The organism is Mesorhizobium sp. LEGMi-168a, from assembly GCF_058312955.1.
In genome coordinates, this window is sequence record NZ_JBZEGV010000006.1 from 132,085 (window position 1) to 157,098 (window position 25,014).

Annotated in this window: 26 protein-coding genes; 13 read left to right on the forward strand and 13 right to left on the reverse strand. The window is 65.3% G+C overall.

Annotated elements, in window-relative coordinates:
• Positions 1–10: 10 nt before the first annotated feature.
• The 4 genes from AC4FWB_RS10940 to AC4FWB_RS10955 form a co-directional block, all read right to left on the reverse strand.
• Complete coding sequence (locus AC4FWB_RS10940; RefSeq protein ID WP_491026013.1) at positions 11–1,216, reverse strand: nickel/cobalt transporter; 1,206 nt, start codon at positions 1,214–1,216, stop codon at positions 11–13.
• Between the two features lie 8 nt (positions 1,217–1,224).
• On the reverse strand, positions 1,225–1,893 hold the full coding sequence (locus AC4FWB_RS10945; protein WP_491026014.1) for a DUF1007 family protein: 669 nt from the start codon (positions 1,891–1,893) through the stop codon (positions 1,225–1,227).
• Between the two features lie 78 nt (positions 1,894–1,971).
• Positions 1,972–2,871 (reverse strand): LysR family transcriptional regulator, encoded by a 900-nt coding sequence (locus AC4FWB_RS10950; protein WP_491026015.1) that lies wholly within the window; start codon positions 2,869–2,871, stop codon positions 1,972–1,974.
• Positions 2,872–2,873: 2 nt separating this feature from the next.
• Positions 2,874–4,073: an amidase gene (locus AC4FWB_RS10955; protein WP_491026016.1), complete on the reverse strand. Its 1,200-nt coding sequence runs from the start codon at positions 4,071–4,073 to the stop codon at positions 2,874–2,876.
• A 537-nt stretch (positions 4,074–4,610) separates the two neighbouring features.
• On the opposite strand from AC4FWB_RS10955, the gene odc2 reads away from it, so the two are divergent.
• Complete coding sequence (gene odc2 / locus AC4FWB_RS10960; RefSeq protein ID WP_491026017.1) at positions 4,611–5,744, forward strand: ornithine/lysine decarboxylase; 1,134 nt, start codon at positions 4,611–4,613, stop codon at positions 5,742–5,744.
• 275 nt (positions 5,745–6,019) lie between these two features.
• Entirely contained in the window at positions 6,020–6,574 is a 555-nt protein-coding gene (locus AC4FWB_RS10965; RefSeq protein ID WP_491026173.1) for a GNAT family N-acetyltransferase, read from the forward strand.
• A 70-nt stretch (positions 6,575–6,644) separates the two neighbouring features.
• On the opposite strand, the gene AC4FWB_RS10970 is transcribed toward AC4FWB_RS10965, so the two are convergent.
• From AC4FWB_RS10970 to AC4FWB_RS10985, 4 genes are all read right to left on the reverse strand, one after another.
• Entirely contained in the window at positions 6,645–6,929 is a 285-nt protein-coding gene (locus AC4FWB_RS10970) for an SCP2 sterol-binding domain-containing protein (RefSeq protein WP_491026018.1), read from the reverse strand.
• A gap of 234 nt (positions 6,930–7,163) precedes the next feature.
• Positions 7,164–7,685: a hypothetical protein gene (locus tag AC4FWB_RS10975; protein ID WP_491026019.1), complete on the reverse strand. Its 522-nt coding sequence runs from the start codon at positions 7,683–7,685 to the stop codon at positions 7,164–7,166.
• 31 nt (positions 7,686–7,716) lie between these two features.
• The gene (locus tag AC4FWB_RS10980) at positions 7,717–8,139 is read right to left on the reverse strand and encodes a hypothetical protein (protein ID WP_491026020.1); all 423 of its coding nucleotides are present in this window, start codon (positions 8,137–8,139) and stop codon (positions 7,717–7,719) included.
• Between the two features lie 8 nt (positions 8,140–8,147).
• Positions 8,148–8,717 (reverse strand): rod-binding protein, encoded by a 570-nt coding sequence (locus tag AC4FWB_RS10985; RefSeq protein ID WP_491026021.1) that lies wholly within the window; start codon positions 8,715–8,717, stop codon positions 8,148–8,150.
• A gap of 258 nt (positions 8,718–8,975) precedes the next feature.
• Here AC4FWB_RS10985 and AC4FWB_RS10990 point away from each other — a divergent pair, with 258 nt between their 5' ends.
• A complete protein-coding gene (locus AC4FWB_RS10990; protein WP_491026022.1) occupies positions 8,976–9,563 on the forward strand; it encodes a transglutaminase-like cysteine peptidase in 588 nt (195 codons plus the stop codon).
• A 21-nt stretch (positions 9,564–9,584) separates the two neighbouring features.
• On the opposite strand, the gene AC4FWB_RS10995 is transcribed toward AC4FWB_RS10990, so the two are convergent.
• Genes AC4FWB_RS10995 through flhA form a run of 3 tightly spaced genes read right to left on the reverse strand, consistent with a single transcriptional unit; the run spans position 9,585 to position 12,809 of the window.
• Positions 9,585–9,968, reverse strand: coding sequence for a hypothetical protein (locus AC4FWB_RS10995; RefSeq protein ID WP_491026023.1), 384 nt, complete (start codon positions 9,966–9,968; stop codon positions 9,585–9,587).
• A 4-nt stretch (positions 9,969–9,972) separates the two neighbouring features.
• Positions 9,973–10,725 (reverse strand): flagellar biosynthetic protein FliR, encoded by a 753-nt coding sequence (fliR, locus tag AC4FWB_RS11000; RefSeq protein ID WP_491026024.1) that lies wholly within the window; start codon positions 10,723–10,725, stop codon positions 9,973–9,975.
• Positions 10,722–12,809 (reverse strand): flagellar biosynthesis protein FlhA, encoded by a 2,088-nt coding sequence (gene flhA, locus AC4FWB_RS11005; RefSeq protein ID WP_126098078.1) that lies wholly within the window; start codon positions 12,807–12,809, stop codon positions 10,722–10,724. The genes fliR and flhA overlap by 4 nt, the downstream gene beginning before the upstream one ends.
• 157 nt (positions 12,810–12,966) lie before the next feature.
• Here flhA and AC4FWB_RS11010 point away from each other — a divergent pair, with 157 nt between their 5' ends.
• A complete protein-coding gene (locus tag AC4FWB_RS11010) occupies positions 12,967–13,266 on the forward strand; it encodes a putative quinol monooxygenase (RefSeq protein WP_491026025.1) in 300 nt (99 codons plus the stop codon).
• Here the strand turns inward: AC4FWB_RS11010 and AC4FWB_RS11015 are convergent.
• Positions 13,263–13,739 (reverse strand): MarR family winged helix-turn-helix transcriptional regulator, encoded by a 477-nt coding sequence (locus tag AC4FWB_RS11015; protein ID WP_491026026.1) that lies wholly within the window; start codon positions 13,737–13,739, stop codon positions 13,263–13,265. The genes AC4FWB_RS11010 and AC4FWB_RS11015 overlap by 4 nt on opposite strands.
• A gap of 62 nt (positions 13,740–13,801) precedes the next feature.
• Between AC4FWB_RS11015 and AC4FWB_RS11020 the strand changes: the two genes are divergently transcribed.
• The 9 genes from AC4FWB_RS11020 (at position 13,802) to AC4FWB_RS11060 (ending at position 23,204) form a co-directional block, all read left to right on the forward strand.
• Positions 13,802–14,530, forward strand: a complete 729-nt coding sequence (locus AC4FWB_RS11020; protein ID WP_491026027.1) for an NAD-dependent epimerase/dehydratase family protein — start codon at positions 13,802–13,804, stop codon at positions 14,528–14,530.
• A gap of 257 nt (positions 14,531–14,787) precedes the next feature.
• On the forward strand, positions 14,788–16,569 hold the full coding sequence (locus AC4FWB_RS11025; RefSeq protein WP_491026028.1) for a chloride channel protein: 1,782 nt from the start codon (positions 14,788–14,790) through the stop codon (positions 16,567–16,569).
• Between the two features lie 165 nt (positions 16,570–16,734).
• Entirely contained in the window at positions 16,735–17,403 is a 669-nt protein-coding gene (locus tag AC4FWB_RS11030) for a helix-turn-helix domain-containing protein (RefSeq protein WP_491026029.1), read from the forward strand.
• Between the two features lie 38 nt (positions 17,404–17,441).
• Positions 17,442–18,518, forward strand: coding sequence for an extracellular solute-binding protein (locus AC4FWB_RS11035; RefSeq protein WP_491026030.1), 1,077 nt, complete (start codon positions 17,442–17,444; stop codon positions 18,516–18,518).
• A 22-nt stretch (positions 18,519–18,540) separates the two neighbouring features.
• Positions 18,541–19,410, forward strand: a complete 870-nt coding sequence (locus AC4FWB_RS11040; protein ID WP_491026031.1) for an ABC transporter permease — start codon at positions 18,541–18,543, stop codon at positions 19,408–19,410.
• Positions 19,410–20,207: an ABC transporter permease gene (locus AC4FWB_RS11045; protein ID WP_491026032.1), complete on the forward strand. Its 798-nt coding sequence runs from the start codon at positions 19,410–19,412 to the stop codon at positions 20,205–20,207. Before AC4FWB_RS11040 ends, AC4FWB_RS11045 begins: the two co-directional genes overlap by 1 nt.
• Positions 20,204–21,319: an ABC transporter ATP-binding protein gene (locus tag AC4FWB_RS11050; RefSeq protein WP_491026033.1), complete on the forward strand. Its 1,116-nt coding sequence runs from the start codon at positions 20,204–20,206 to the stop codon at positions 21,317–21,319. Before AC4FWB_RS11045 ends, AC4FWB_RS11050 begins: the two co-directional genes overlap by 4 nt.
• A 32-nt stretch (positions 21,320–21,351) precedes the next feature.
• The gene (locus AC4FWB_RS11055; RefSeq protein ID WP_491026034.1) at positions 21,352–22,737 is read left to right on the forward strand and encodes an NAD(P)/FAD-dependent oxidoreductase; all 1,386 of its coding nucleotides are present in this window, start codon (positions 21,352–21,354) and stop codon (positions 22,735–22,737) included.
• A 110-nt stretch (positions 22,738–22,847) separates the two neighbouring features.
• A complete protein-coding gene (locus AC4FWB_RS11060) occupies positions 22,848–23,204 on the forward strand; it encodes a cupin domain-containing protein (RefSeq protein ID WP_491026035.1) in 357 nt (118 codons plus the stop codon).
• 67 nt (positions 23,205–23,271) lie between these two features.
• Here the strand turns inward: AC4FWB_RS11060 and AC4FWB_RS11065 are convergent, their stop codons facing one another.
• On the reverse strand, positions 23,272–24,915 hold the full coding sequence (locus AC4FWB_RS11065) for an MFS transporter (RefSeq protein ID WP_491026036.1): 1,644 nt from the start codon (positions 24,913–24,915) through the stop codon (positions 23,272–23,274).
• Between the last annotated feature and the right edge of the window lie 99 nt (positions 24,916–25,014).

Below are 25,014 nucleotides of genomic sequence, written 5' to 3' on the forward strand. Positions count from 1 at the left end.
TCGGTCGGCTTCAGACGCCGCCGGTCAGGCTGGCCGACAAAAGCAGCAGGCCGACCAGGAAGATGAAGGCCGCGCCGCCGATCTCGACGATCGAGTGGATGCGGTTGCCGAGGCGTCCGTCGCCGGCGAAATAGACCGCCCAGTTCTTGGCCGTCACCGCGATGGTCGCCAGCGCCGAGACGGTGATCGCGGTGCCGATCGACATGGCGAGCACCGACAGCAGTCCGCCGAGCCAAAGCCCGTTGAGCAGCGCGAAGCTCAGCACGATCAGCGCGCCGGAGCAGGGACGGATGCCGACGGCGGCCACCGCCGACCAGGCGGTCTTCCAGTCGAAGCGATCGCCTGAAAGCAGCGCCGGGTCCGGCGCATGCGAATGGCCGCAGGTCTCGCAGACTTCGCCCGGGCCATGGTCGTGGTGATGATGCCCGGCGTGATCGTGATCATGCGCCGCGTGGTCGTGATGATGGTGATCGTGCGCGCCGTGATCATGGGCCTCGTGGCTGTGCGCATGCGAATGCGCCGCATGAGCATGCGTTGAATGCGAATGAGCGTGGGAATGGCTCGCGTGGGAATGCGCGTGAGCGTGCCCGGCATGGGAATGCCCGCCATGCGAATGGCCGGCATGCGCCGCCGACAGGCTGTAGGCGGGCGCCCTGCCGAGCATGCGCAGGATCGACGGGCCGAGCTTGCGCCACAAAAGCCAGGCCCCAAACAACGTGACCAGCACAAAGCTCGAGATTTCCAGGAACCATGCCGCGTCGGTCATCGACACGGCGGTGCCGCGCAGCACGAAATAGGCAAGCACCATGACGACGACAGCGGTTAGGCCCTGCAGCAGCGCCGAGACGAAGGACAGCACAATGCCGCGCTTCAGCGCCACTTCGTTGGCGACCATATAGGAGGAGATCACCGCCTTGCCGTGGCCGGGGCCGGCCGCGTGGAAGATGCCGTAAGCGAAGGAAAGCCCGACCAGCAGCCAGAGCTTGCTGCCGTCCTGGCGCATCGCCTTCATCGCGGCTGCCAGCGAATGGTAGAATTCCTGTTGCCGCAGATTGATCCACATCAGGATGTGGGCGAACGGGCCCGAGGTGCTCGGCGCCATGCCGTCATTGGTGCCGATGCCGAGCGAGCTCTGGGCATGGGCAGCGCCGGGCAGATGGGTGATCACCAGGGTGGCGGCCAACAGGCCGAGCGCCAAGCGCAGCGACGGTTTCATCACCAAAATTATCCTTCGGGCGGGCAGGTCAGTTCGAGCTTGGTGGCGAAGATCTTGCTCATGTCGGTGCCCGTCGGATCGTTGAAGAACGCGTCCGTCAGGGTCTTCTGGTTTTCCTTGATCGCTTCGTCCGGATCGGGACGGATGACCTTCTTGGTGCAGTTCGAGGGCAGACCTTCAACGGTGAGGTTGGCGTCGTCGGTGAAGTCGATCGCTGTGTAGAAGGTCGGATCGTAAACGCCGATGTCGATCTTGCCGGCGAGCTTGATCGGCGTCTTCGGCTGCGATTCGAACAGGATGATCAGCTGGTCGTTGTCGAAGTTCGCCATCAGATGCGGCGGCGGGACCATGGGCACGTCCTTGCCGTCCTGAGTGACGAGCTGGAAGTAGTTGAACTCGGCCAGCGAGGAATGGACGGTGTCGGCCACTTCCTTGAGCTCTTTGTCGTCAAGCTTCAGATCGGAGTTCTTGTCGAACTCCATCATCACTGTACTCGAAAAAAGATCGTCGAAGCGCCAAAGGTGGCGCAGCGCCGTCACACTTTGGTGATCTTCGCCGAGGATGACGTCGAGGCGAGCTTCGGCGAAGACGTGGGGGTGCACCTCGGCCGGCTCGACCGCGGCAAATGTCACTGCTGCGGCCGAAGCCAGCATGGTTGCTTGCCGTTTCAGGTGCATTCCGGACCGCGATTCCATCGACTTTGGGAGTGGACCCCGAGAGTTATCAGAAAGGGGGCGAAATTGGGACGCGCGCCATCACGCACCGTCGCGCGTCCTGAACCAGTGCACCAGGAAATCGACGAAGACGCGGACCTTGGCGGGCAGGTAGCGGCGGTGCGGATAGACGGCGAAGATGCCGCTGCCCGAGAGAATGCGGTCGTCGAGCACCGTTACCAGCCGGCCGCTAGACAGATCGGGCGCGGCAATGAAATCCGGCAGGATGGTGAAGCCCAGGCCCGAGACGGCGGCGGCTCTCGCCGCCATCGGGCTGTTCACCTCGATCGGACCCGACACGGTGACGCTGACCGAATCCTCGCCGTCGCCCTTGAAGCGCCAGTTGGCTAAAGAGCGGCCATTGGTGTCGACGATGCAGGGCATGTTGGAAAGATCCTGCGGGCGCGTCGGCATGCCATGCTTTGCGATCAGCTCGGGCGAGGCGCAAAGCTTGATCGAAAACGGCCCCAGGCGCCTGGCGATCAGCGAGGAATTCTCCAGCCGCGAAATACGCACGGCGACATCGAAGCCTTCCTCGACCAGGTCGACGAAGCGGTCGTCGAGATGGATGTCGAGCACGATGTCGGGATGCTGCTTGGCGAAGTCGATCAGCGACTGGCCGATCGGCGCGTCGGCGAAGGTGCGCGCCGCCGAGAGCTTGATCCGGCCGCGCACGTCGCCGGAGGATTCGCGCACGGCGTCGGCCAGGCTGTCGACCTCGCGCACGATTTCGGAGGCGCGCTGATAATAGGTGTGGCCGGCTTCGGTCAGCGAGAACTGCCTGGTGGTGCGGTTCAACAGCAGCGCGCCGAGCTCGTCCTCCAGCTCACGCACGTATTTCGACAGCAGCGCCTTCGAGCGGCCGATCTTGCGCGCGGCTGCCGAGAAGCCTTCGGCCTCGACCACGTCGATGAAGGCGCGCATGCGGGTCAACGTATCCATGATCAGACCTTTCGTGCCGCGTCGAGAATCCTGCGGCCGAGCCGTATCAGGGCGACGTCGCTGCCGGAAGGGCCCAGCAGCGACAGGCCGAAGGGCGCGCCGTCGACGGAACCGAGCGGCAAGGTGATTTGCGGGAAGCCCGACAGGCCGGCCAGGCACAACAGATGCAGCGCCCTTTCGCGATAGGCCTGGAACTGTTCCGGCGTGCTTGCGGCGAGCGGCGCCGCGCCTGGAACGGTCGGCAGGACGAGAAAGCCGTTGTTGCCGAGCAGGGCGCCGAGCTCGGAACGGAAGGCCAGCCGGCGTGCCGTCTCGGCGGCAACCGTGCCGGCGTCGATCGTGCGGCCGAAGCCGAAACGCTCATCGACGCCAGGGCCAAGGCCGTGGTTGCCCGCCGAGATCCAGCCGCCATGCACTTGCCAGGCCTCGTAGGCCTGCAACCGGCGAAAGCACCAATAGAGGTCGTCCGGGGACGAGGCGAAGGCGTATTCGGTCTCGGTCGGCGCGCCGACGACGGTGGCGGCCAGTGTCTTCATGCGATCATATTCGGCGGCCTCGGCCGGGCCGGCGACGAAAGCGTCCAGCCAGCGGATCGACAGCGGGCGGTCGAGCGGATGCTGGTGCGGATCGCGGCCGAGCAAAAGCTTGCCGACCGCCTCATAGGTCTCGATGTCGTCGGCGAACCAGCCGAAGGTGTCGAAGCTCGGCGCGAGCTTCATCGCGCCGTCGAGCGAGATGCGGCCGTGGCTGGTGCGCAGCCCGATCAGGCCGCAGAAGCTCGCCGGCGCGCGGATCGAGCCGCCGGTATCGGAGCCGATGGCGACATCGGCAAGGCCTCCTGCGACTGCAGATGCCGATCCCGAGGAGGAGCCACCGGTCACGCGGTCCGGGGCGGCCGTGTTCACCGGGAACGCGAAATGCGAATTCTGGCCGAACAGCGAGAAGGCAAGCTCGTCGGTCTGCGTCTTGCCGACGAAGCGCGCGCCGGCGTCGAGAATCACCTGCACGGCCTCGGCCGTCTGCGAGGCCGCATGAGCCTCCTCGAACTTGCGCGGGTTCCCGCAACCGGTGCGGTAGCCGGCGACATCGTAAATGTCCTTGACGGCCAGGCGCAGGCCGGCAAGCGGGCCCAATTGTGCATTGGCCACGGGCATTTGGCGTAGATCGAGGAAGGCGTTCAGAGGGCCTTGGGTGCCTGGCATCGTTCGATTTCCGGATACGGTCCACAAAACATTGTTCGATGCCGGAATTTTTACAACCGGCGCTTACGATTTTTATTGATTGTAAAACCCTTCGCTCTTATATCGCGCTTGCCCAAAGTCGCACGTGCCTGTGGGTGTCCGCCGATCCTCGAATGGTGAGGGCAATCGGTAAGGTAACTGGAGCTAACCCCTCCAGTCGGTCTCGTGGCCAACCGCCAGACCGAGGGCACCTTGAAGCAACGACGGTGCGGGCCTTTCTGGTGTCTGCCGGTCGTCCAAAGACCGGGGTTACTGAAGAGGCACACCTTCATTGCCGGCAGTGCGGATGGTCTCCCATCCAAGCCAAGGCAGACAAAGCGAACCGAGGCCGGGCAAGGCCAGGTTCATCGCCGCGAGACGGCGGTTCATGGTTCCGGGGTCTCCACCGGCTGGTTCCATGGATTTTCGTCCCGCCTTTGTCCACCGCGTGTTCGCGAGGCTGAGCGCCCGCGTCCCGCAGCCTTTGTGCACGCCGCAAGGCGTGATGGAGAGACCGCTATGGCCACCCAGCGCATCCTTGACTTCCTCGCCACCCGACGTCCGAACGGCCCGTGCCTGGTCGTCGACCTCGATGTCGTGCGCGACAATTTCCGCGCCTTCGAGAAGGCGCTGCCCGATTCCAAGATCTACTATGCGGTGAAAGCAAACCCGGCGCCGGAGATCCTGCGCCTGCTTGCTGCGATGGGCTCGTCCTTCGACACCGCATCGGTTGCCGAAGTTGAGATGGCGATGGACGCCGGCGCGCCGGCCGACCGCATTTCCTTCGGCAACACCATCAAGAAGGAGCGCGACATTGCGCGCGCCTACCAGCTCGGCATCCGCCTCTACGCGGTGGACTGCGTCGAGGAGGTCGAGAAGATCGCCCGCGCCGCCCCCGGCTCGCGCGTGTTCTGCCGCGTGCTCACCGACGGCGAGGGCGCCGAATGGCCGCTGTCGCGCAAGTTCGGCTGCGTGCCGGCGATGGCCGTCGATGTGCTGCGCCATGCCAAGGGCCTCGGCCTCGACGCCTATGGCGTGTCGTTCCATGTCGGCTCGCAGCAGACGGATCTCTCGGCCTGGGACCGCGCGCTGGGCGACGCCAAGAAGGTGTTCGCGACGCTCGCCGAGGAAGGCATCGTCTTGAAGATGGTCAACATGGGCGGCGGTTTCCCGACCCGTTACCTGAAGGACGTGCCGGCGGCGCAGGCGTATGGCCAGGCGATCTTCTCGGCGCTGCGCAAGCATTTCGGCAACGCGCTGCCCGAGACGATCATCGAGCCGGGCCGCGGCATGGTCGGCAATGCCGGCGTCATCAAGTCGGAAGTCGTGCTGATCTCGAAGAAGGCCGACAACGACAACGTGCGCTGGGTGTTCCTCGACATCGGCAAGTTCGGCGGCCTCGCCGAGACCATGGACGAGGCGATCCGCTATCCGATCGTCACGCCGCGTGACGGTGCGGAGACCGCGCCTTGCGTGCTCGCCGGTCCAACCTGCGATTCGGCCGACGTGCTCTACGAGAAGACGCCTTATCCACTGCCCCTGTCGCTGACCATTGGCGACGAGGTGCTGATCGAAGGCACCGGCGCCTACACGACCACCTACTCTGCGGTCGCCTTCAACGGCTTCGAGCCTCTCCGATCCTACGTGATCTGACCGGCACGCAAGGGCCGCTCAGATCATCCCAGGTGGGCGCCTGTCGCCCGGCCGGGCTCGCTTGTGGAACAGATCTCCGCTCGTGAAGGATCGCGGAAATGGATATGGCAAATCTCATCGTTGACGGCACCGCGCGACTCCTCTCCCCCCTTGAGGGGGAGATGGCCGCGCAGCGGCCAGAGGGGGTCGTCTCGCGTAGATCGCCGACGCCGTCTGTCGTCGTGGAGGGAGCCGGCGCTTCATGCGAGGCGACCCCCTCTGTCGCCTTTGGCGACATCTCCCCCTCGAGGGGGGAGATTGCCCGCGCTTATGTCATCCTCGCCGAAGGTGGCGATGACGTAGAGGCGCGCGAAGCCTTGCTCGACCGTGCCATGGGGCCGAAGCGCAGGAAGAAGTCGTCGGAAAAGCTGCGGCGCGGCCGCCGGCCATCGGAAGGCCTGGCCTTCGTCGCGCGCGATCCCTCGGGTGCGGTCGTCGGCACGGTTCGGCTGTGGGACGTGACGCTGGGCGAGAACGGTCCGGCAGCGCTCCTGCTCGGGCCGCTGGCGGTCGAGCCGTCGCTGAAGAGCGGCGGCATCGGCTCGGCGCTGATGCGGCAAGCGATCGCCGAGGCCGCGCGGCTTGGCCATGGCGCGATCCTGCTGGTCGGCGATGCGCCTTACTACGGTCGGTTCGGCTTCTCCGCCGGCCGCACCGGCACGCTCGCCATGCCCGGCCCCTATGAGCGGCATCGCCTGCTGGCGCTGGAGCTGAAGGAAGGCACGCTCGACGGCGTTAAGGGCACGATCAAGGCCGCCGGCCGCAAGGTCAAGGCGCTCGATTTCGTTTGATCACTGAAAGCTGATGCGGCGCCGTGTTGATAAACTGCGGTGCCGCATCGGTCCTACAAGTGGTGGTCTGTCAGCCGAGCAGCTGGCTGAGCGCCATGGCGACCGTCATGTCGCCTTCGACCTTCAGCTTGCCGGCCATGAAGGCCATGGTCGGGTTGAGGTCGCCGGCAATCAGCGAGTCGAGATCGTCGAGCGAAAGCTTGATCGTGCAGTCGGCCGGGGCATCGGTGGTCGAGACGGTCGCGCCGTCGATGACGATGACGCCGTCGCTGCCTGTGTCGAACTTGACCGAGTGCTCGAAGCCCGCACTTGCCACGCGCGACTTGATCCGGTCGGCAATCTCCTGAACGCCCATGGCTGTTCTCCTCAATCGTTGCGTTTGACGCGCATCGGCTCACGGCCGCTGGGCGAGGCGCCGCGTCGCGCGGGAGCGCGGCCACGGTCACCAGCGCATATAGCTTCCGGTTGACGTTTACGTCAACGTGGTCGCCATGCGGCATGGTAGCTACCACGCGGCATGGTGGTAACCATGCGGCATGCCGCACCACGTCGGGCCGAGGAACCGGCCAGAAAGCCTCGGGCAGGCCGATCAGTGCTGCTTGAAAGCCTTGGTCATTTCCTGGGCCGTCTCACCGGCATTCTTGCGGCGGCGGATGGCGTTGTCGCGGATTTCGTCCTTGGACAGGAAGTTGACCTGGTCGATCAGCACGTCATGCACCAGCTCGACGCCGACGCGGGCGTTGACGGTGTCGCGGATCGCCTTGCGGAAAGCATCGAGATCGATCGTCTCCTTCTTGGTGAAATCGATCTGCGGGTTGGCGTAGAGGTAGGAATAGACCTGGTCGGTGATCAGCGCCGGCGCCGGGATCGACAGTTTCTTTATCTGATCCGGTTCCACCGTGTAGACGAGCTTGGTGAGGAAGTAGCCGTCGATCTTGGCACCGCGGATGAGCGGCACCGAAATGATGTCGGTCTTGACGTAGTCGAGCCCGCCCAGCATCGGCTTCGGCGGCTCGCCGACGCCGCGCTCGCCCGCCGCCTGGAAGGAATAGAACACCGCGCCGAGTGTCACGGCGCAGATCCAAAGCGCTGCGGCGACAAATTTGATCACCGGACCCTTCCTTGCCCCCCTACCATCTCATTCAGGCCCGGGCGTATCCGAACTCGCCGGCCGAGTAGGTGCCGTCGGCATCGGCGCGCTGGATGGCGTTCTTCAGCAGCGTGGCGACCTCGTTGACGGCATTGAGATGGGCAAGGATTGCCGCCTCGTTCTTCGCCAGCTTCTGGCGCAGCCGCGCCAGCCCTTCGCGATGCTGCTCGAGGAACTCGATCTCATTGGCGCCCTTCAGGGCCCGGGTCAGTTCGTAGAGATAGCGGCTCTTGCGGGCATTCGAGGCCTTGAGGTCGTAGCCGGTGCCGCTGCGGATACCCGCCGTCTCCTCGTCCACCGCTTCCTCGATGCGGCCGATGATGGCGGCGAGGTTGCCGGGCCGCGCGGACGCGGTCGGCGCCTCCGGCGCGTTGGTTCGTGCTGGCAGGTTGGAAAGGTCCGTTTGGTCGGCCATGTAGGTCCCTAGATCTTGATGTCCGTTTTTATGGTTGTGTCGTCGTCGGTCATCGACCGCGCGGCTTTGCGCTCAAGCTCCTCGACCAGGGAGGTCGAAAGCCTGGTCTGCCGGTCGATCTCGGCTTTTTCCGGTCCGCCCCCAACGGGCCCGACCGGCACCTTGCGCTTGCCGTCCAGATAGTGGTCGGCAAGCATTGATTTCGCGATGCCGATGCCGCCGTGCGCGGCCATCACATCGGCCACCTTTTCGGCAAGCTGCGATTTCCACATGTCGCCGGCCAGCCCCTTGCCGTAAACGCCCTCGGTGTCCTTGGGCATCATGTTCTGGATAAAGGTCGTCAGCACCATCGCTTCGAAGCGCTGGAATTTTTTCGCCGGGTTCGCCGCCTCGGCTTTGTCGGCGGTCGCGCGCGACAGCACAGAACCGGCATCGACCGAGGCGGTCTGGTCGATCGAGAAGGGACCCGCGGCACCGCCCACCCTTCTCGCGAGTGCCGCTCGCGCCGCCTCGACATCGGTCGGCTCCGCTGCGCGGGCGACGTCCATCACGATGTCGCTGGGGGGAGAGATAGCCAAGAAAGCGCTGCCTTTTGCCGGGTTTTGTTAGTTGCACAATGACTCAACAAGCTTGTGGCAGGCTTGCGGGAAGAGGGGGCGGATTGCAGTCCGATCCCAGGCGGCGGGCGAGCGCCTCGGCATAAGCTCAAATCCTATTTTAGAGCGTATTAATATTTTAACGGCGTTGCCTCGCCCAGGCTCGAATTGTGCCCTTTAGAAACCGCTCATTAACCTGCCCCGCTCACCCTAGAAAGCCAAATGTCGGAGACCTAGATCGTGAAACGCGATGTCGCGCTGATCGCATTTCTGTTGTCGGTTGCCTGCCCATTTGCCGCCCAGGCCGGAACGACCATGGAAACCAGAGGCAAGGGGTTCGCACCGCCGGCCTTCTATTCGTTCTGCAGCCGCCAACCCGGCCTGTGCAGCACGGCCGGCGGAACAAAGGTCGTCACCTTGCGGTCTGGGCTCAGCGCGCAATTGAAGCAGGTGAACCGTTCGGTCAATTCGCGCATTACCGAGCTCAGCGATCGAGTCGTTGTCGGCAAGGATGACGACTGGCGCGTGCCAACGGTGTCCGGCGATTGCGAGGATATTGCGATCCTGAAGAAACTCGAGCTGATGAAGCGCGGCTGGCCCGCCTCGGCGCTGCTGTTGACCGTGGCAAGCTATCACGGCGAGGGGCACACCGTATTGACGGTGCGCACCAATGAGGGCGACCTGGTGCTCGACAACCTCACCAACTCGGTCCGTGACTGGTCCAGCACGCCCTACAGCTATTTCGCCCGGCAGGCGCAGGGGAATGGCAGGCGTTGGGAGCGGATCGGGGCCGCCAAGCCGGTCGGCACGACCGCGACCGGCAGCTGATACACTTTTCCTGGAATTGCTCTACTCATGTCCTCGCTTCTGGGCGATGAGGTCCAGCCGCTCGCGGTCGGAGCGCTCGCGCTCATCGCGCCGGCGCACATCCTTATAGGCGCGCTCGACCATGTTGGTGCGGGCCGTCGCGGTGGCGATCAGCGCTGCCTCCTGCCGGGCGCTCTCAAGGTTCTGCTTCTGCCGGGCGAGCGCATTGGCGATGCGGCGATGGTAGAGCTCCGGGAACAGGCCGGCCAGCGAGCTGTCGGCATCGAAATGCCCGATGAGTTCCTTCGCTTCCGCTTCCGCTGCCGAGGCCGCGGCGAGAAATCCGGCATGACGGGTTTCGTGCAGCGCCTTCAGTTGCTCCTGCGCCTTGACCAGTTTTTTCAGGCGGTCCTTGCGCGAGGTCATCGATCTATCTCGCCAGCGTCAAGTCGACAAAGCCGTCGACGAACAGCGACAGCAAGGTGCCGACGGCGAAGTAGAAGATGATCATCCCGCCGGCGATGACGAAGGGCAGCGAAATGAAATAGACCGGGATCTGCGGCGTCAGCTTGTTGACGAAGCCGATCGTCAAATTGACCAGGATGGCATAGGCGACGAAGGGGCTGCCCAGGCGAATGACCAGGAAGAAGGCGTCCGACACCGTGTCGGTGACGTCGACGAGGGCGGCCTGCGGGTTGAAGAAGACGTTGACCGGGGCGACCGTGTAGGAGGCGACCAGCGCGCGCACGATCTCGTGGTCGAAATCGAAGACGAAAAGCAGAAGCAGCGCCGAGAACGAGATGATGGCGGCGAGCGCCGCCTGCGGCTCCGGTTCCTCGATCGCCGGCCCACCGGTGCCGCCATAGCCGATCAGCATGGCGATGGCCGAACCCATGAAGCGCAGTGCTTCCATGTAGAGCCGGGTCATGGCGCCGATCAGCCCGCCGACCAGAAGCTCGGAGACGATCATCGGCGCAAGGACCTGCGGGCGCGGGTCGACATATGGGTAGATGCGGTCCCACAGGAAGGCGAGCAGGCCGCCGGTGGCGGCGACCGACACGAACAGCCTGACCTGCATCGGCACGCGGGTGCTCGACAGGCCGGGCATCAGCATGAAGCAGGCGCCGATGCGGCAGAAGGCGAGGAAGGCGGCGATGACGACGCCTTGCGAGAGCGCGTTCACGAGATCGTTCCAAGCACCTTGATCTCGACACCCTTGGCGATCTCGACATGGGAAAGAACGGGGAGCGTCGTGAACAGCCGCTCGATGATCATGCGCACATAGGGGCGCGCATCGGGCGCGGTGACGAGCACGAAGCGCTCGCCGGCTTCGAGGTGCTTGCGGATCGCCTTGGTCGCGTCCTGGCCGAATTCCTCGAGCTGGCGCGGATCGATGTCGAACTCGCGCACCTCGCCCTTGGCGTCGCGCTTCAGGCTCTGGTGGAAGGCGAGGTCCCAGCGGTTGCCGAGGCGCAGCACCTTGAGCATGCCGCCCTCGGAAAGATCGCCGCAGATCTGCTGGGCCATGCGGATGCGGACATGCTCGACGATCTGCTCGGTGCGGCGCACATGCGGAGCGATCTCGGCGATGGCCTCGATGATCAAATGCAGGTTGCGGATCGAGACGCGCTCGGCGAGCAGAAGCTTCAACACCGCCTGCAGGCCCGGATAGGAGATGTGCGAGGTGCAGATCTCGTCGGCGAGCTTGCGGTATTCGGGGTCCAGCCGCTCGAGCAGCGCCTTCATGTCCTTGTAGGACAGGAGCTGCGGCAGGTTGTTGCGGATGACCTCGGAGAGGTGGGTGAGCAGCACCGACATGTTGTCGGCGAAGGTGTAGTTCTCGCGCTTCAGATCCTCGGCGAAGGTCTCCAGCACCGAATAGGCGCGCATGCCGAAGGCCGGCTCGCGGATCTCCTCGCCGGGGATGTCGGGCACGCCGCGCGTGCCGAGCAGCACCATGACCTCGCCGACGCGCATCTGGTATTCGGCAACGACGGTGCCGTGGACCTTGATCTGGTAGCTCTTGGGCGGAATGGCGAAGTCGTCGGCGACGCGCACCTCCGGCACCACGAAGCCGTATTGCTGGGCGAATTTCTTGCGCATCTTCGACATGCGGAACACCAGTTCCTGATGCGCGACCAGCAGCCGGGTCGAAAGCTGCTTGCCGATCAGGAGCTCGATCTCGGCGGTGGCCAAAGATGCCTTGACCGAATTCTTCTCCTCTTCGGCCTTGTTCGCCTTCTCTTGGTTCTTCAACGCCTCCGCGGCAGCCAACTCGCGATTTTGGCGCAGCGGAATGACGTAACCGAGGCCGGCCATGGCGCCGGCGAGCGCGAAGAAGGGAAAGAGCGGCAGGCCGGGCATCAGGCCGAGGATCACGAGCAGCGAGCCAGCGACGTAGAGCGCGCGCGGGTGCGCGCCGAGCTGGCCGAATACCGCCTGGTTGGCCGAGCCGCGGGTGCCGCCCTTGGAGACCAGCATGCCGGCGGCGAGCGAGACGATGAGCGCCGGGATCTGGGTGACGAGGCCGTCGCCGACCGACAGCTTGATGAAGACGTCGGCCGCCTGGCCGAGGCCCATGCCATGGCGCAGATAGCCGATGGCGATGCCGCCGACGATGTTGATGGCGGTGATGATGAGGCCGGCGATCGCATCGCCGCGCACGAATTTCGAGGCGCCGTCCATCGAGCCGAAGAAGGAGGATTCCTCCTCCAGCTCACGGCGGCGGAGCTGCGCCGTCTTCTCGTCGATCATGCCGGCGGACAGGTCGGCGTCGATCGACATCTGCTTGCCGGGGATGGCGTCGAGGGTGAAGCGCGCGCCGACCTCGGCGATGCGGGTGGCGCCCTTGGTGATGACGATGAAGTTCACCACGATCAGGATCATGAAGACGATCAGGCCGATGACGAAGTCGCTCGACATCACCAGCTTGGAGAAACCCGAAATGACGTAGCCGGCCGCGTGCGTGCCCTCGTTGCCGTGCGACAGGATCATGCGCGTGGTGGCGATGTTGAGCGAGAGCCGCAGCATGGTGGCGATGAGCAGCACGGTCGGGAAGGACGAGAAATCCAACGGCCGCTGGATCCACAGCGCCACCATCAGGATCAGCACCGAAAGCGCGATCGAGAAGGCGAGGCCGATATCGATGAGGAAGGCCGGGATCGGCAGGAACAGCACCGCCAGGATGACGACGATGCCGAGCGCGAAGAAGACGTCGCGGCCGTTCTTGGCCACCACGCCGGACGGGATTGTTTCGCTGATCGCCATGTCGTCCTCGAATCCGCATTTGCCCAGCGCAAAGGCAGGCGCCCGACCGTAGCCGGCCAAGCTTGCGCGAGGGTGGGAGAGGGGCTACTGCCGAGTCCGGATGACGGCGCGACGTCGGAGGCAGCAAAGGTTGCCGGAATATCGCGAGGACAAGAGCATGCTCCTGATCATCGGCACTATTCGCGTGCCGCCTGAGAGGCTGGCCGACTCCAGGCCGGCCATGGAACGGATGATTTCGGCGAGCCGCGCCGAACCCGGCTGCCTCGAATATTCCTATGCCCAGGATGTGTTGGACGCCGGGCTGATCCATGTCTCGGAGGTTTGGCAGGATCGCGCGTCGCTCGATGCACACTTCAAGTCGGCGCATATCGCCGAATGGCGCGCGAGCTGGGCAGAGCTCGGCATCGGGGATCGCAACCTCACACTCTACGAAGCGGGCGAGGGTGCTGCGACCTAACGCGCCATGTCCGCCGTTGCCACCCCGACCAGCCAGCGGCGAACGGCGCGCTCCCCGTCGGCGGACAGTCCGGCCGTCAGCTCACGCTCAAGCTTCTGCACCCGCTCGCGGCATTTCCTCAGCAAGGCGCGCCCGCTGTCGCTGAGGTCGAGATGCTGGATGCGCCCGTGCACCGCGTGCGGCTTGCGGATCAGCGAACCGGCCTTTTCCAGATTGCCGACGATCACGCTCACCGTCTGCGGCGTGAGCATCGCAAGCCTGGCGAGGTCGGCATTGGAGATGCCGGGATCGGCCGACAGCATGGTCAGCGTCGCGAACTGCGCCTGCGTCACGCCGAATTCGTCCAGCGCGCGTTCGACCCGCAGCCTGTAGGCGCCCGCAGCCTGCCGCAGCAGATAGCCGAGATAGCCTTGCTCGCCGCGCTTGCCTTCGCCGGGCGCGGGAATTGCAGGGGACGCTTTCTGCTTGCGCATGATGTCAGAGCTCTTATATGTTGTTCGTACTCTGATATTATCCCGATGTGGAGCAGAAGACGATGGGCTATCGAATCTTTCTTGCCGGTGGGTCCGGCGCGATCGGCCGCCGCTTGATCCCGCAACTGCTGGAGGCGGGTCACCACGTGACGGCGACGACTCGCCAGGCCGCAAAGACCGAGGTGCTCGTCGCGCTCGGCGCCGATCCGGTGGTGATCGATGTATTCGATGCCAGCGGCTTGCGGGCGGCGGTCGCGGCGGCGAAGCCCGAGATCGTCATTCATCAGCTCACCGATCTGCCGGCAGGCCTCGATCCCAGCAAGATGGCCGAGGCGGCCACCAGGAACGCGCGCATTCGCGACGAAGGAACCCGCAACCTGGTCGAGGCCGCGAAGTCGGCTGGCGCTCGCCGCCTGATCGCGCAAAGCATCGCCTGGGTTTTCGCGCCCGGGCCCGAGCCGCACGCCGAAACCGATCCGCTCGACAGCGGAGCCGAAGGCGGCCGACGCATCAGCGTCGGCGGCGTGATCGCGCTCGAACGGCAAGTTCTCGAAGCCTCGCCCATGACAGGCATCGTGCTGCGCTATGGGCGCCTCTATGGACCGGGCACCGGTACGGAGACCGCCGCCGATCCGGCGCTGCATGTCGATGCCGCGGCCTACGCGGCGCTGCTCGCCGTCGAGCGAGGATCACAGGGCGCCTTCAACGTCGCGGAGCCTAACGGTCATGTCACGACCGACAAAGCCGTCAGCGAGCTCGGCTGGCGCGCCGACTTCCGCCTGACGGTGTGAAACAGACAGAGGAATTTGCTGCCATGATCGAAGTCGCTGGCGATCTTCGTCACGGAAGACGATTGCGGACCGCTGACCATCTTCGATGGATGAGCTTTTCCGGCCTTCGCGCTGGCTGATAAGCGACCTGACCGTCGCTAATCGACGCAGCGCCAAAATGGCGCCACAACCAGTCGGCATTGCGGTTGCCTCGCAATGCCGCCGGGCGTACAGGCACGGCAGCCTTCCATCCTCCGCATACCCGGCGAGCCGCTCCGTTGCCTGCCAGAAACGACCCGCAAGTTTACGCCCGCCGGCTTCGCGCCGTGCTGATCAGTTCGATCCCCGTGCTCGAGGCGCGGGGCATCGTCATCGTGCTGATGGCGGGCCTCGTCGGGATGATTGCGGGCGCGCTGGTCACCGGCATGAGCGAGCTGGTGCAAGGCATGCACTGGCTGCTCTTCGACGTGCAGCCGGGCGGGCGGCTTTCGGCGATGTTTTCGCTGGCAAATCCGGTGCAGGCGATGTTTCCGGCGATCGGCGGCCTTGTGCTCGGCCTTTCGGTGATCTGGCTGCGCAAGCGAAAATTCCGCACGCCTGTCGACCCGATCGAGGCCAACGCGCTTTATGGCGGGCGGATGTCGCTGACCGATACTTTCATCATCGTCGGCCAGACCATGATTTCCAGCGGCTTCGGCGCTTCGGTCGGTTTGGAAGCCGGCTATACGCAGATCGGCTCCGGCATCGCCTCGCGGCTGGCGCGCGCCTTCCGGCTGCGCCGCAACGACGTCCGCATCCTTGTCGGCTGCGGAGCCGCAGGCGCCATTGCAGCCGCCTTCGATGCGCCGCTGACCGGCGCCTTCTACGGTTTCGAGCTGGTCATCGGCATCTACTCGGTGGCCAATGTCGCGCCGGTCATGACGGCGGCGATTTCCGCCTCGCTGACGGCGGAGATGTTCGGCGGCGTGCCGTTTCCGCTGGAGCTTTCCGGCCTGCCGACGCTGACCGCCAGCCAGTATGTGCCGTTCCTGCTGCTGGGGCTGCTTGGCGGCGCCGCCTCGATCGCCATCATGAACCTGGTCAGTCTGATCGAGCGCGGTTTCGCGCGACTGTCGATCGATGCTTCGGTCAGGCCGTGCATCGGCGGCATCCTCGTCGGGCTGCTCGGGCTGGTCACGCCGCAGGTTCTGTCGAGCGGCCATGGCGCGCTGCATCGCGAGTTCGCGATGAATTACGGGCTCGCCGTGGTGGCGAGCGTCTTCGTGATGAAGCTGGCGGCCTCGGCGATCTCGCTCGGGTCCGGCTTCCGCGGCGGCCTGTTCTTTGCCTCGCTGTTTCTGGGAGCGCTTCTCGGCAAGGTCTTTGCCGGCGTCATGGCGATGGCCGCGCCGACGACGGGCATCGATCCGGCGGTCGCCGCCGTAGTCGGCATGACCTCGCTGGCCGTCGGCGTCGTCGGCGGTCCGCTGACCATGACTTTCCTGGCGCTGGAATCCACCCGCGATCTGACGCTGACGGGCGTGGTGCTGGCGGCTTCGATCATGTCGGCGATCCTGGTGCGCGAGACCTTCGGCTACTCCTTCTCGACCTGGCGCTTCCACCTGCGCGGCGAGACGATCCGCAGCGCCCACGATGTCGGTTGGATGCGCAGCCTCACCGTCGGCTCGATGATGCGCAAGGATGTCCGCACCATCGATGCCGCGACGACGCTGGCCGAATTCCGCAAGGAGGTCCCTCTCGGCTCGGGGCAACGCGTCATCGCCGTCGAGCAGGGGCAGCATTATGTCGGCGTGCTGCTCGTTGCCGAGCTGCACAGCGATCTCTCAGACGAGGAGACGCCGGTACGGGCGCTCGCCCAGTTCAAGGATGCGGTGCTGGTGCCGTCGATGAATGTCCAGTCCGCCGCCGAGACCTTCCAGCGCGCCGGCGCTGAAGAGCTGGCCGTCGTCGAGGATTTCGATGATCGCATCGTCCGCGGCCTGCTCACGGAAAGCCATCTGATGCGGCGCTATGCCGAGGAGCTCGACAAGGCGCGGCGGGATCTCTCCGGCGAGGGGTAGCGAGACTTCCCGCGCTACCTTGTCGATCCGCCGCCGCGCCTTTGTCCTGCAGACATACCCATCCAGCTTGCAAGCCTGGCCCAAACACTGGTGCGGCCTGGCGCCACGCGCGGGTTGCTGTTTGTACAGTGACACTGTACAAAGTGTTAAGTGGAGGAAAACGGGATGCCCAAGGCTTCCGATAGCAGTCAGGTTCCAGCGGCAAACAGTGCCAGCTCGGCTGCGGCCCATGCCCAGCAAGTGTTGGGCGCGCGGCTCAAGAGCCTTCGCCTCGCTCGCAGGCTGTCATTGCGCGATCTCGCGGAGGCGACCGGCACGAGCGCCAGCTTCATCAGCCAGCTCGAACGCGGCCTGACCGGCGCCAGCACCGCTTCGCTCAACCAGATAGCCTCGGCGCTCGGCGTCAGCGTCGCGATGCTGTTCGAGGAAAGCGCGGCCCAAAATCACCACGGCGTCCTTCGGCGCAGCGAGCGGCCAAGCCTTCCTCCCAGCGACGGCTGCCGCAAGATGCTGCTCTCGCGTCCGCCGTTAAGCGACATGGAAGTCTATGTCGGCGAGTTCGATATCGGCGGCTCGACCGGCTCCGCGCTCTACACGCATGGCGACGCGCACGAGATGCTCGTCGTCCTTCGCGGCATCGTCGAGGTCTCCCTCGGCGACGCACGCCATGTCCTCGAAGAGGGCGACAGCATCGAATACGCGACATCGACACCACATCGCAGCGAGAACATCGGCAGTGGCCGGGCCGAGGTGATGTGGATCATCGCGCCGCCGACCTCGGCGCGCGCCGAGCTCGATCAATACAAGGCCTGGAAACCGCTCGCGGCCAGGTAGTCCGATTAAACGCGGGCCTCAATGGGAGAGTTACAGTTATGTTGAAGTCGAAACTTGCAGGTCTTGGCGCCGTGCTGGCGCTCGGCGTTCTGGCCACCGCCGCCTTCGCGCAGGACAAGCCTGTCGCGGGCGAGGTGAAGGAGGGCTCGCTGAAGGGCAAGACCCTGACCTTCGTCTCTTATGGCGGCATCTATCAGGATGGTCAGGCGGCGGCGCTGAAGGAGTTCGTCGACAAGTCCGGCGTCAAGCTGCTCAATGACGGCCCGACCGAGATCGCCAAGCTGCAGGCGCAGGTCGAATCCGGCAACGTCACCTGGGACGTGGTCGATACCGGCGATCTGCCGCCTTACGTCCATTGCGGCAAGCTGTTCCAGAAGCTCGATCTTTCGAAGCTCGACGTCTCGAAGATCCCCGAGGGCCAGGTCGGCGAATGCTCGGTGCCGGCAATGAACTACGGCGTCGTGCTGATGTACAACAAGGAGAAGTACAAGGATAACCCGCCCAAGAGCTGGGCCGACTTCTTCGATACGGAAAAGTTCCCGGGCGTGCGCGGCCTCGACGGCTCGGGCGATCCGACCGGCGGCCTCCTCGAGCAGGCCCTCAAGGCGGCGGGCGGCGATCCGAAGGCGATGACGGCCGGCGATATCGACAAGGCCATCGACGTGATCCGCAAGCTCGGCCCCGACACGATCTACTGGAAGACCGGCGCTGAATCGCAGCAGCTCGCCGAGTCCGGCGAAGCCGACATGCTGATGATGTGGACTGGCCGCGCTATGACGGCGGTCAAGAACGGCGCCAAGTATGCGCCCGCCTGGCAGGACTGGCTGGTGGTGATGGATCAGATGACGATCCCCGTCGGCGTCAAGGATACCGATGCCGCCTATGCGCTGCTCAATGCCTATCTCGGCAAGCAGTCGCAGGAGATCCTGGCGCAGGAAACCTCCTACACGCCGATCAACAACGACGCGCAGCCCAAGGTCGACGAGTCCGTCGCGGCTTTCCTGACCAACACGCCGGAGCGCCAGAAGCAGGGCTACAAGCAGAACATCAAGTTCTGGGTCGAGAACTTCCCGCTGGCGCAGGAGAAGTGGTCCGCGCTGATGGCCGGCAACTGACCGGCTGACGGAGGCAAAGCCCGTGAGCGCGCACGAGCCGACGGCGCCTGCTGCCGAGAAACGGGCAGGGCGGGCATGGCGGCCGTTCGCGCTCACGCTGCCGGCGCTCGTCCTGTTGGCAGCGGTGATCGGCTATCCGCTGATCACCATCGTGCTGCGCAGCCTGTCGGAGCCGGAATGGGGCGTGCAGAACTATAGCTGGTTCTTCGGCGCGCCCGTCAACCTCGCGGTGCTCCAGCGCACCTTCTCCATCTCGGCATGGGTGACGCTGGTCTGCATCGTGTGCGCTTATCCTTACGCCTATCTGATGACCGCGGTCGGGCCGCGCGTCCGGCTCGTCCTGGTGCTCTGCGTCCTCATCCCGTTCTGGGTGAGCGGCGTGGTGCGCACCCTGTCCTGGGTGATCCTGCTGCAGGATTCCGGCGTCATCAATTCGCTGCTCAGGTCAGCCGGCCTTTCCGGCATCCGGCTGATCCGCACCCAGACGGGGGTGGTGATCGGCATGGCGCAGGTGCTTTTGCCCTTCATGATCCTGCCGCTCTATTCGGTGATGAAGGGGATCGACCTCAGGCTGGTGCAGGCGGCGCGAAGCCTCGGCGCGCGACCGTCCCGCGCTTTCTTCACGGTCTATCTGCCGCTGTCGCTGCCGGGCGTCTATGCCGGCGCGATCATCGTCTTCATCCTGGCGCTGGGCTTCTACATCACGCCGGCGCTGCTCGGCGGACCGCGTTCGACTATGCTCTCGACACTGGTGCAGACCCAGGTGCTCAGCCTCCTGCAATGGGGACGCGGCGGCGCCATGGGCGTGGTGCTGCTGGTCACGACCTTCCTGCTCTTGGCGCTCGCAGCGCCGGTGATGCGGTCGCGGCACCGGGAAGCGGGGCGGCGCTGATGGAGATGAAGCCGCTCCCCCGCGTTATCCTCGGCCTCGTCTGCCTGCTGGTGGCGATCTGGCTGGTGGCGCCGACGCTCGTCGTCGTGCCGATGTCCTTCAACGGCAACAAGTCGCTCGCCTTCCCGCCGCAGGGCTTCTCCTGGCAGTGGTACCAGAACTTCGTCACCAATCCGGAATGGTCGACCAGCTTCCTCAACTCGCTGAAGGTCGCCTCGATCGTGGCGGTGCTGGCGACGGTGCTCGGCACGCTCGCCGCCTTCGGCCTCGACCGCATGAAGGCGCGTCCGGCGAACCTTTTGCGGATGCTGATGCTGACGCCGATGGTGGTGCCGGGCGTGGTGCTGGCGATCGGCATCTACGCCGTCTATCTCGACGCCCAGCTCGTCGGCACGCTGCCGGGCTTCGTGCTCGCCCACACCATCCTGGCGCTGCCCTTCGTGCTGATCGCGGTCTCGGCCAATCTCGAAGTGTTCGACAAGCGTCTGGAGACGGCGGCGGCGAGCCTCGGCGCCGGCGCGCTCACCACCTTTCGGACCGTCACGCTGCCGCTGATCCTGCCCGGCATCCTGTCGGGCCTGCTCTTCGCCTTCGCGACGTCCTTCGACGAGATCATCGTCTCGCTCTTCATCACCAATCCTTATCTCAAGACGCTTCCGGTGCAGATCTTTTCCTCGATCACCCGCGACGCCGATCCGACGGTCGCCGCTGTCGGCACGATCCTTTTGTGCGCCACCACGATTCTGATCGGCGGCGGCATGCTTCTTCTTGGCCGCGAGCGGAAGGGACGCTTATGAACCCAAGACCGGACAATCGCGGCGCGGCGATCGACCTCGAATCCGTCACCAAGGCCTATGGCGCGTTCAAGGCGCTGGACGGCGTGTCGCTCGGGATCGAGCCCGGCGAGTTCATGACGCTGCTTGGACCAAGCGGCTCGGGCAAGACGACGACACTCAATGTGATCGCCGGCTTCACGGACGTGACCAGCGGCAAGCTCTCGGTCAAGGGAAAGAGCGTCGTCGGCGTGCCGGCGCACAAACGCAACATCGGCGTCGTCTTCCAGCACTACGCGCTGTTCCCGCACATGACGGTCGGCCGCAACGTCGCCTACCCGCTGACGCTGCGCGGTGTCGATCAGGCGAAGCGGAAGGCGCGCGTCGCCAAGGCGCTCGACATGGTCAAGATGGGCGACTTCGCGCATCGCTATCCGAGCGAATTGTCCGGCGGCCAGCAGCAGCGCGTGGCGCTCGCCCGCGCCATCGTCTTCGATCCGCCGCTGCTTCTGATGGATGAGCCGCTCGGCGCGCTCGACAAGAAGCTGCGCGAATGGCTGCAGCTCGAGATCAAGCGCATCCATCGCGAGCTCGGCACCACCTTCGTCTACGTCACGCACGACCAGGAAGAGGCGCTGGTATTGTCCGACCGCATTGCCGTGTTCAACCGCGGACGCATCGAGCAGGTCGGCACCGGACGACAGCTCTATGACGAGCCGGCGACGCTGTTCGTCGGCCGCTTCATCGGCGACTCCACCGTGCTGCGCGGCGAGGTGAGGAGCGACGGCACCGGCACCGCGCTGAGCATCGCCGGCGAGACGGTCACCGCACCGCGCCGCATCGCGGGCGATGCCAGTCCCGTTATGCTGCTGCGGCCGGAAAAACTCGCTATCCGCCGGCCCGGGCAAGCGACGGCTGCCGGCGCCAACCGGTTGTCGGGAACGATCGCTGAGGCGATCTATCTGGGCTCAGGCTCGAAATACGAAGTGAAGCTCGCCGATGGCTCGGTGGCGATCGTGCGCTCGCCGCTGACCGGCGAGAGTTTCGGCCTCGGAGAAAAGGTGGAGCTCTGCTTCGACGGCGCCGACGCCAAGCTTCTGGCCGACGACAGCACCGCCGACACGACGCTCACCTGAACATCAATCCTGCCCCTCCTGGAAATCATCCCATGCAAGTCAAGCGCAACGGCGATATCTCCTTCTGGTATGCGGATCTGGGCGCGGTTCCCGCGCCGCGTCCGCCTTTGCCCGGCGATATCGAGGCCGACGTCGCGATCGTCGGCGCCGGCTATACCGGGCTCTGGACCGCCTATTATCTGAAGAAGGCAAAACCCTCGCTTCGGATTGTGCTTCTCGAACGCGAATTCGCCGGCTTCGGCGCCTCGGGGCGCAATGGCGGCTGGCTGTCGGGCGGCTTCGGCTGGTCGCGCGAAAAATATCTCAAGACCTCGACCCGGCAGGGCGTGACCGCCATGCAGAAGGCGATGGCCGGCTGCGTCGACGAGGTGATCCGGGTCGCGACCGAAGAAAGCATCGATGCCGACATCCGCCGCGCCGACAATCTGACGGTCGCCACCAATCCGGCGCAGCTGGAGCGCGTGCGCGAGGAATGCGAGACCATCCGCTCCTGGGACGCCGATCCCGAACGCATCGAACTGCTCGACGCCGCCGCGACGCGCGCCCGCATCAACATCAAAAATGTCATGGGCGGCTTCGTCATTCACGGCCAGGCGCGGGTGCAGCCGGCCAAGCTGGTGCGCGGGCTGTCGGAAGCGGTCGAGCGGCTCGGCGTGCCGATCTACGAAAAGACCACCGTGACTTCCATCGCCAAGGGCAGCGTGACCACCGACCGCGGCACGGTGCGGGCCGAAACCATCATCCGCGCGACGGAAGGGTTCACCGCCGGCATTCCGGGCGAAGCGCGGACATGGCTGGCGCTCAACAGCGCGCAGATCGTCACCGAGCCGCTGTCGCCCGAGCTCTGGCGCGAGATCGGCTGGGAAGGGCATGAATTGCTCGGCAATGCGGCGCATGCCTATTGCTATGCCCAGCGCACGCGCGAGGGGCGCATCACCATGGGCGGGCGCGGCGTGCCTTATCGTTACGGCTCGCGCACCGACGTCAACGGGCGGACGCAGCAGGCGACGATCGACCAGCTGCACACGATCCTTACGACGCTGTTGCCGCAGACGGCCGGATGCCGCATCGACCATGCCTGGTGCGGCGTGCTCGGCGTGCCGCGCGACTGGTGCACGACGGTCGGCCTCGACTCCAGGACGCGCATCGGCTGGGCCGGCGGCTATGTCGGGCTCGGCGTCTCGAGTTCCAACCTTTCGGGTCGCACGCTTGCCGATCTGATCCTCGGCAACGAGACGGAGCTTACGCGCCTGCCCTGGGTCAATCGCAAGGTGCGGCCCTGGGAGCCCGAGCCCTTCCGCTGGCTTGGCGTCCACTCGATGTACCAACTCTACCGCATCGCCGACCAGCGCGAGGCGGCAGGGCTTCAGCACACCTCGAAGCTTGCGGCTCTCGCCGACAGCATCACTGGCCATTAGAGCGGTCCGGCGTTCGCCGAACCGCTCTAACTATTTGTTTTCACGCAATTCCGGACGGAAAACCGCTCCACACTTTTCCGGGAATTGCTCTGATCATGGAGACCACCAGCTTGATCGATCTTTCGACTTTCCACGACCTCGCCAAGGCCGATATCGGGACTTTCTCGCCCAAGCCGACATCCATCGAAGGCAATCAGGTCGAGGCCGCGCGTTCGTTCTTCCAGTCGCCCGACGGAACCGTCGACATCGGCATCTGGGAATGTACGCCCGGCCGCTTCACCGCCGACCGCTCAGGCTCTTCGGAAATCTGCCACATCATCTCCGGCCGCGCGGAAGTCAGCCGCGCCGACGGCGAGATGCGCGAGCTCGGCCCGGGCGACCTTCTCGTCCTGCCGCAAGGATGGAAAGGCGAATGGCAGATCCATGAGACGACGCGCAAGCTCTACATGATCCAGAGCGCCGGCTGATCTTCGTTTCTTTGTTCTTGGTGCATGTCGTTCTCCCAAACCCGCCTACACTTTTGGGCGACATGCATCAGTGATCGATCGGCCCCCTGGGTGAGACAAGCGTCGTGCCGGCGGTCGTCGGGCGCTCGATCAGGCGGCGCACGCGCGGCGGGTTCTCGCCGCTGTGGAGAGCGCGGATGCGCTCGCCGACCACGGCATCGGCATGGGTGGCGCGCCGGTTGTGGCGGATGTACTCGACCCAGGTCGGCGTGTGGTAGTGCTCGATCCAGATGCCGGGATTTTCGAGATCGCGCGCGAGCGTCCAGTTGCGGGCGCCGTCACGGCGGCGAATGCGGCCGCGCTCGGCCATGGTGGCGAGGAATTCCGGCACATCCTCCTCGCGGATGATGTATTCGATCATGATGGCGATCGGGCCGCTGCGCGGCTTCAAGTCGAGTCCCAGCATCGGCTCCTTGAACCGGTTGAGCGGATCGAGGTTGAGCGTCGTCTGCTGCGGCAACGACAGGAACAAGCCGATGGCGCCGCCCGCCAGCATGGCGACTGCGGCCGCCATCAACGCCGTCTCCGCGCCATGGGCGTCGGCGACGACGCCCCAGATCCAGCTGCCCAGAGCGATGCCGCCGAAGGTCGCCGTCTGGTAGATCGACAGCACGCGGCCGACCACCCAGCGCGGCGTCGACATCTGCACCGTGACGTTGAAATGCGAGAGCGCGATCACCCAGCAGGCGCCGCCGATGAGCAGACCGGCCGATGTCTGCCAGGCATTGTGGCTGACGGCGGCATTGAAGGCACAGAGCGCGAAGCCGGCGAAGGCGGCGCGCACCATCGTCTCGCTGGAGAGCAATTGCCTCAGCCGCACGCTGATCAGCGCGCCGCCGACCGCGCCGATGCCGAAGGCGCCGAGCATGATGCCGTAGGTCAGTGCGTCGCCCCTGACGACGTCGCGCGCCACCAGCGGCAACAGCGCCAGCACCGCGCCGGCGCTGAAGCCGAAGGCAAAACCCCGGACCAGCACCTTGGCGATGTTGGGCGACATGGCGACATAGCGAAGGCCGGCGCCCATCGCAGCACCCAGCGCCTCGCGCGGCAACGTCTGTGCGGGCATTTCGGGCTGCCAGCGGAACAAAACGACGATCAGTCCGATATAGCTGATGGCGTTGGCGGCGAAGGCCGCGGCCGCACCAGCGGCGGCGACGATGACGCCGCCGATCGCCGGGCCGACGCTGCGGGTGATGTTGAAGCCCATCGAGTTGAGCGCGATCGCCGCCGGCACCTTGGCGCGCGGCACCATGTCGCCGACCGAGGCCTGCCATGACGGGCTGTTCAGCGCCGTGCCGCTGTCGATCAGGAAGGTGAAGGCAAGCAGCGTCCACGGCGTCATCCAGCCGAACCAGGTGAACATGGTGAGCAGCGCCGAGACGACCAGCATGAAGGTCTGCGCCACCAGCATGACCTTGCGGCGGTTGAAGCTGTCGGCGATAGCGCCGGCAATGAGCGCGAACAGCATGATCGGCAAGGTGGTCGAGGCCTGGACCAGCGCCACCTGGTAGGAAGAGGTGGCGATCGTGGTCATCATCCAGGCGGCGCCCACGCCCTGGATCAGGCCGCCGAAATTCGACACCAGGCTCGCCGACCAGACGGCGCGGAAGATGCCGTGCCGGAACGGCGCCAGCGCCGAGACGCGTTCGCTTTCCGGCTCGTCGTCGATCATGGTCGCTGTCTCGCCTTTACCTGCTACTTCCACTTACCCAGCCGTTCGTCGCGCTCCGGCTATGCTGGCGACTCGTCAAGGATCGCGGCCCAACAACAG

Excerpts from the sequence above, each read along its gene's own strand:
- AC4FWB_RS10940 (WP_491026013.1), bottom strand. The coding sequence starts at position 1,216 with ATGAAACCGTCGCTGCGCTTGGCGCTCGGCCTGTTGGCCGCCACCCTG.
- AC4FWB_RS10945 (WP_491026014.1), bottom strand. The coding sequence starts at position 1,893 with ATGCACCTGAAACGGCAAGCAACCATGCTGGCTTCGGCCGCAGCAGTG.
- AC4FWB_RS10950 (WP_491026015.1), bottom strand. The coding sequence starts at position 2,871 with ATGGATACGTTGACCCGCATGCGCGCCTTCATCGACGTGGTCGAGGCC.
- AC4FWB_RS10955 (WP_491026016.1), bottom strand. The coding sequence starts at position 4,073 with ATGCCAGGCACCCAAGGCCCTCTGAACGCCTTCCTCGATCTACGCCAA.
- odc2 (WP_491026017.1), top strand. The coding sequence starts at position 4,611 with ATGGCCACCCAGCGCATCCTTGACTTCCTCGCCACCCGACGTCCGAAC.
- AC4FWB_RS10970 (WP_491026018.1), bottom strand. The coding sequence starts at position 6,929 with ATGGGCGTTCAGGAGATTGCCGACCGGATCAAGTCGCGCGTGGCAAGT.
- AC4FWB_RS10980 (WP_491026020.1), bottom strand. The coding sequence starts at position 8,139 with ATGGCCGACCAAACGGACCTTTCCAACCTGCCAGCACGAACCAACGCG.
- AC4FWB_RS10995 (WP_491026023.1), bottom strand. The coding sequence starts at position 9,968 with ATGACCTCGCGCAAGGACCGCCTGAAAAAACTGGTCAAGGCGCAGGAG.
- flhA (WP_126098078.1), bottom strand. The coding sequence starts at position 12,809 with ATGGCGATCAGCGAAACAATCCCGTCCGGCGTGGTGGCCAAGAACGGC.
- AC4FWB_RS11010 (WP_491026025.1), top strand. The coding sequence starts at position 12,967 with ATGCTCCTGATCATCGGCACTATTCGCGTGCCGCCTGAGAGGCTGGCC.
- AC4FWB_RS11015 (WP_491026026.1), bottom strand. The coding sequence starts at position 13,739 with ATGCGCAAGCAGAAAGCGTCCCCTGCAATTCCCGCGCCCGGCGAAGGC.
- AC4FWB_RS11020 (WP_491026027.1), top strand. The coding sequence starts at position 13,802 with ATGGGCTATCGAATCTTTCTTGCCGGTGGGTCCGGCGCGATCGGCCGC.
- AC4FWB_RS11030 (WP_491026029.1), top strand. The coding sequence starts at position 16,735 with ATGCCCAAGGCTTCCGATAGCAGTCAGGTTCCAGCGGCAAACAGTGCC.
- AC4FWB_RS11035 (WP_491026030.1), top strand. The coding sequence starts at position 17,442 with ATGTTGAAGTCGAAACTTGCAGGTCTTGGCGCCGTGCTGGCGCTCGGC.
- AC4FWB_RS11045 (WP_491026032.1), top strand. The coding sequence starts at position 19,410 with ATGGAGATGAAGCCGCTCCCCCGCGTTATCCTCGGCCTCGTCTGCCTG.
- AC4FWB_RS11050 (WP_491026033.1), top strand. The coding sequence starts at position 20,204 with ATGAACCCAAGACCGGACAATCGCGGCGCGGCGATCGACCTCGAATCC.
- AC4FWB_RS11055 (WP_491026034.1), top strand. The coding sequence starts at position 21,352 with ATGCAAGTCAAGCGCAACGGCGATATCTCCTTCTGGTATGCGGATCTG.
- AC4FWB_RS11065 (WP_491026036.1), bottom strand. The coding sequence starts at position 24,915 with ATGATCGACGACGAGCCGGAAAGCGAACGCGTCTCGGCGCTGGCGCCG.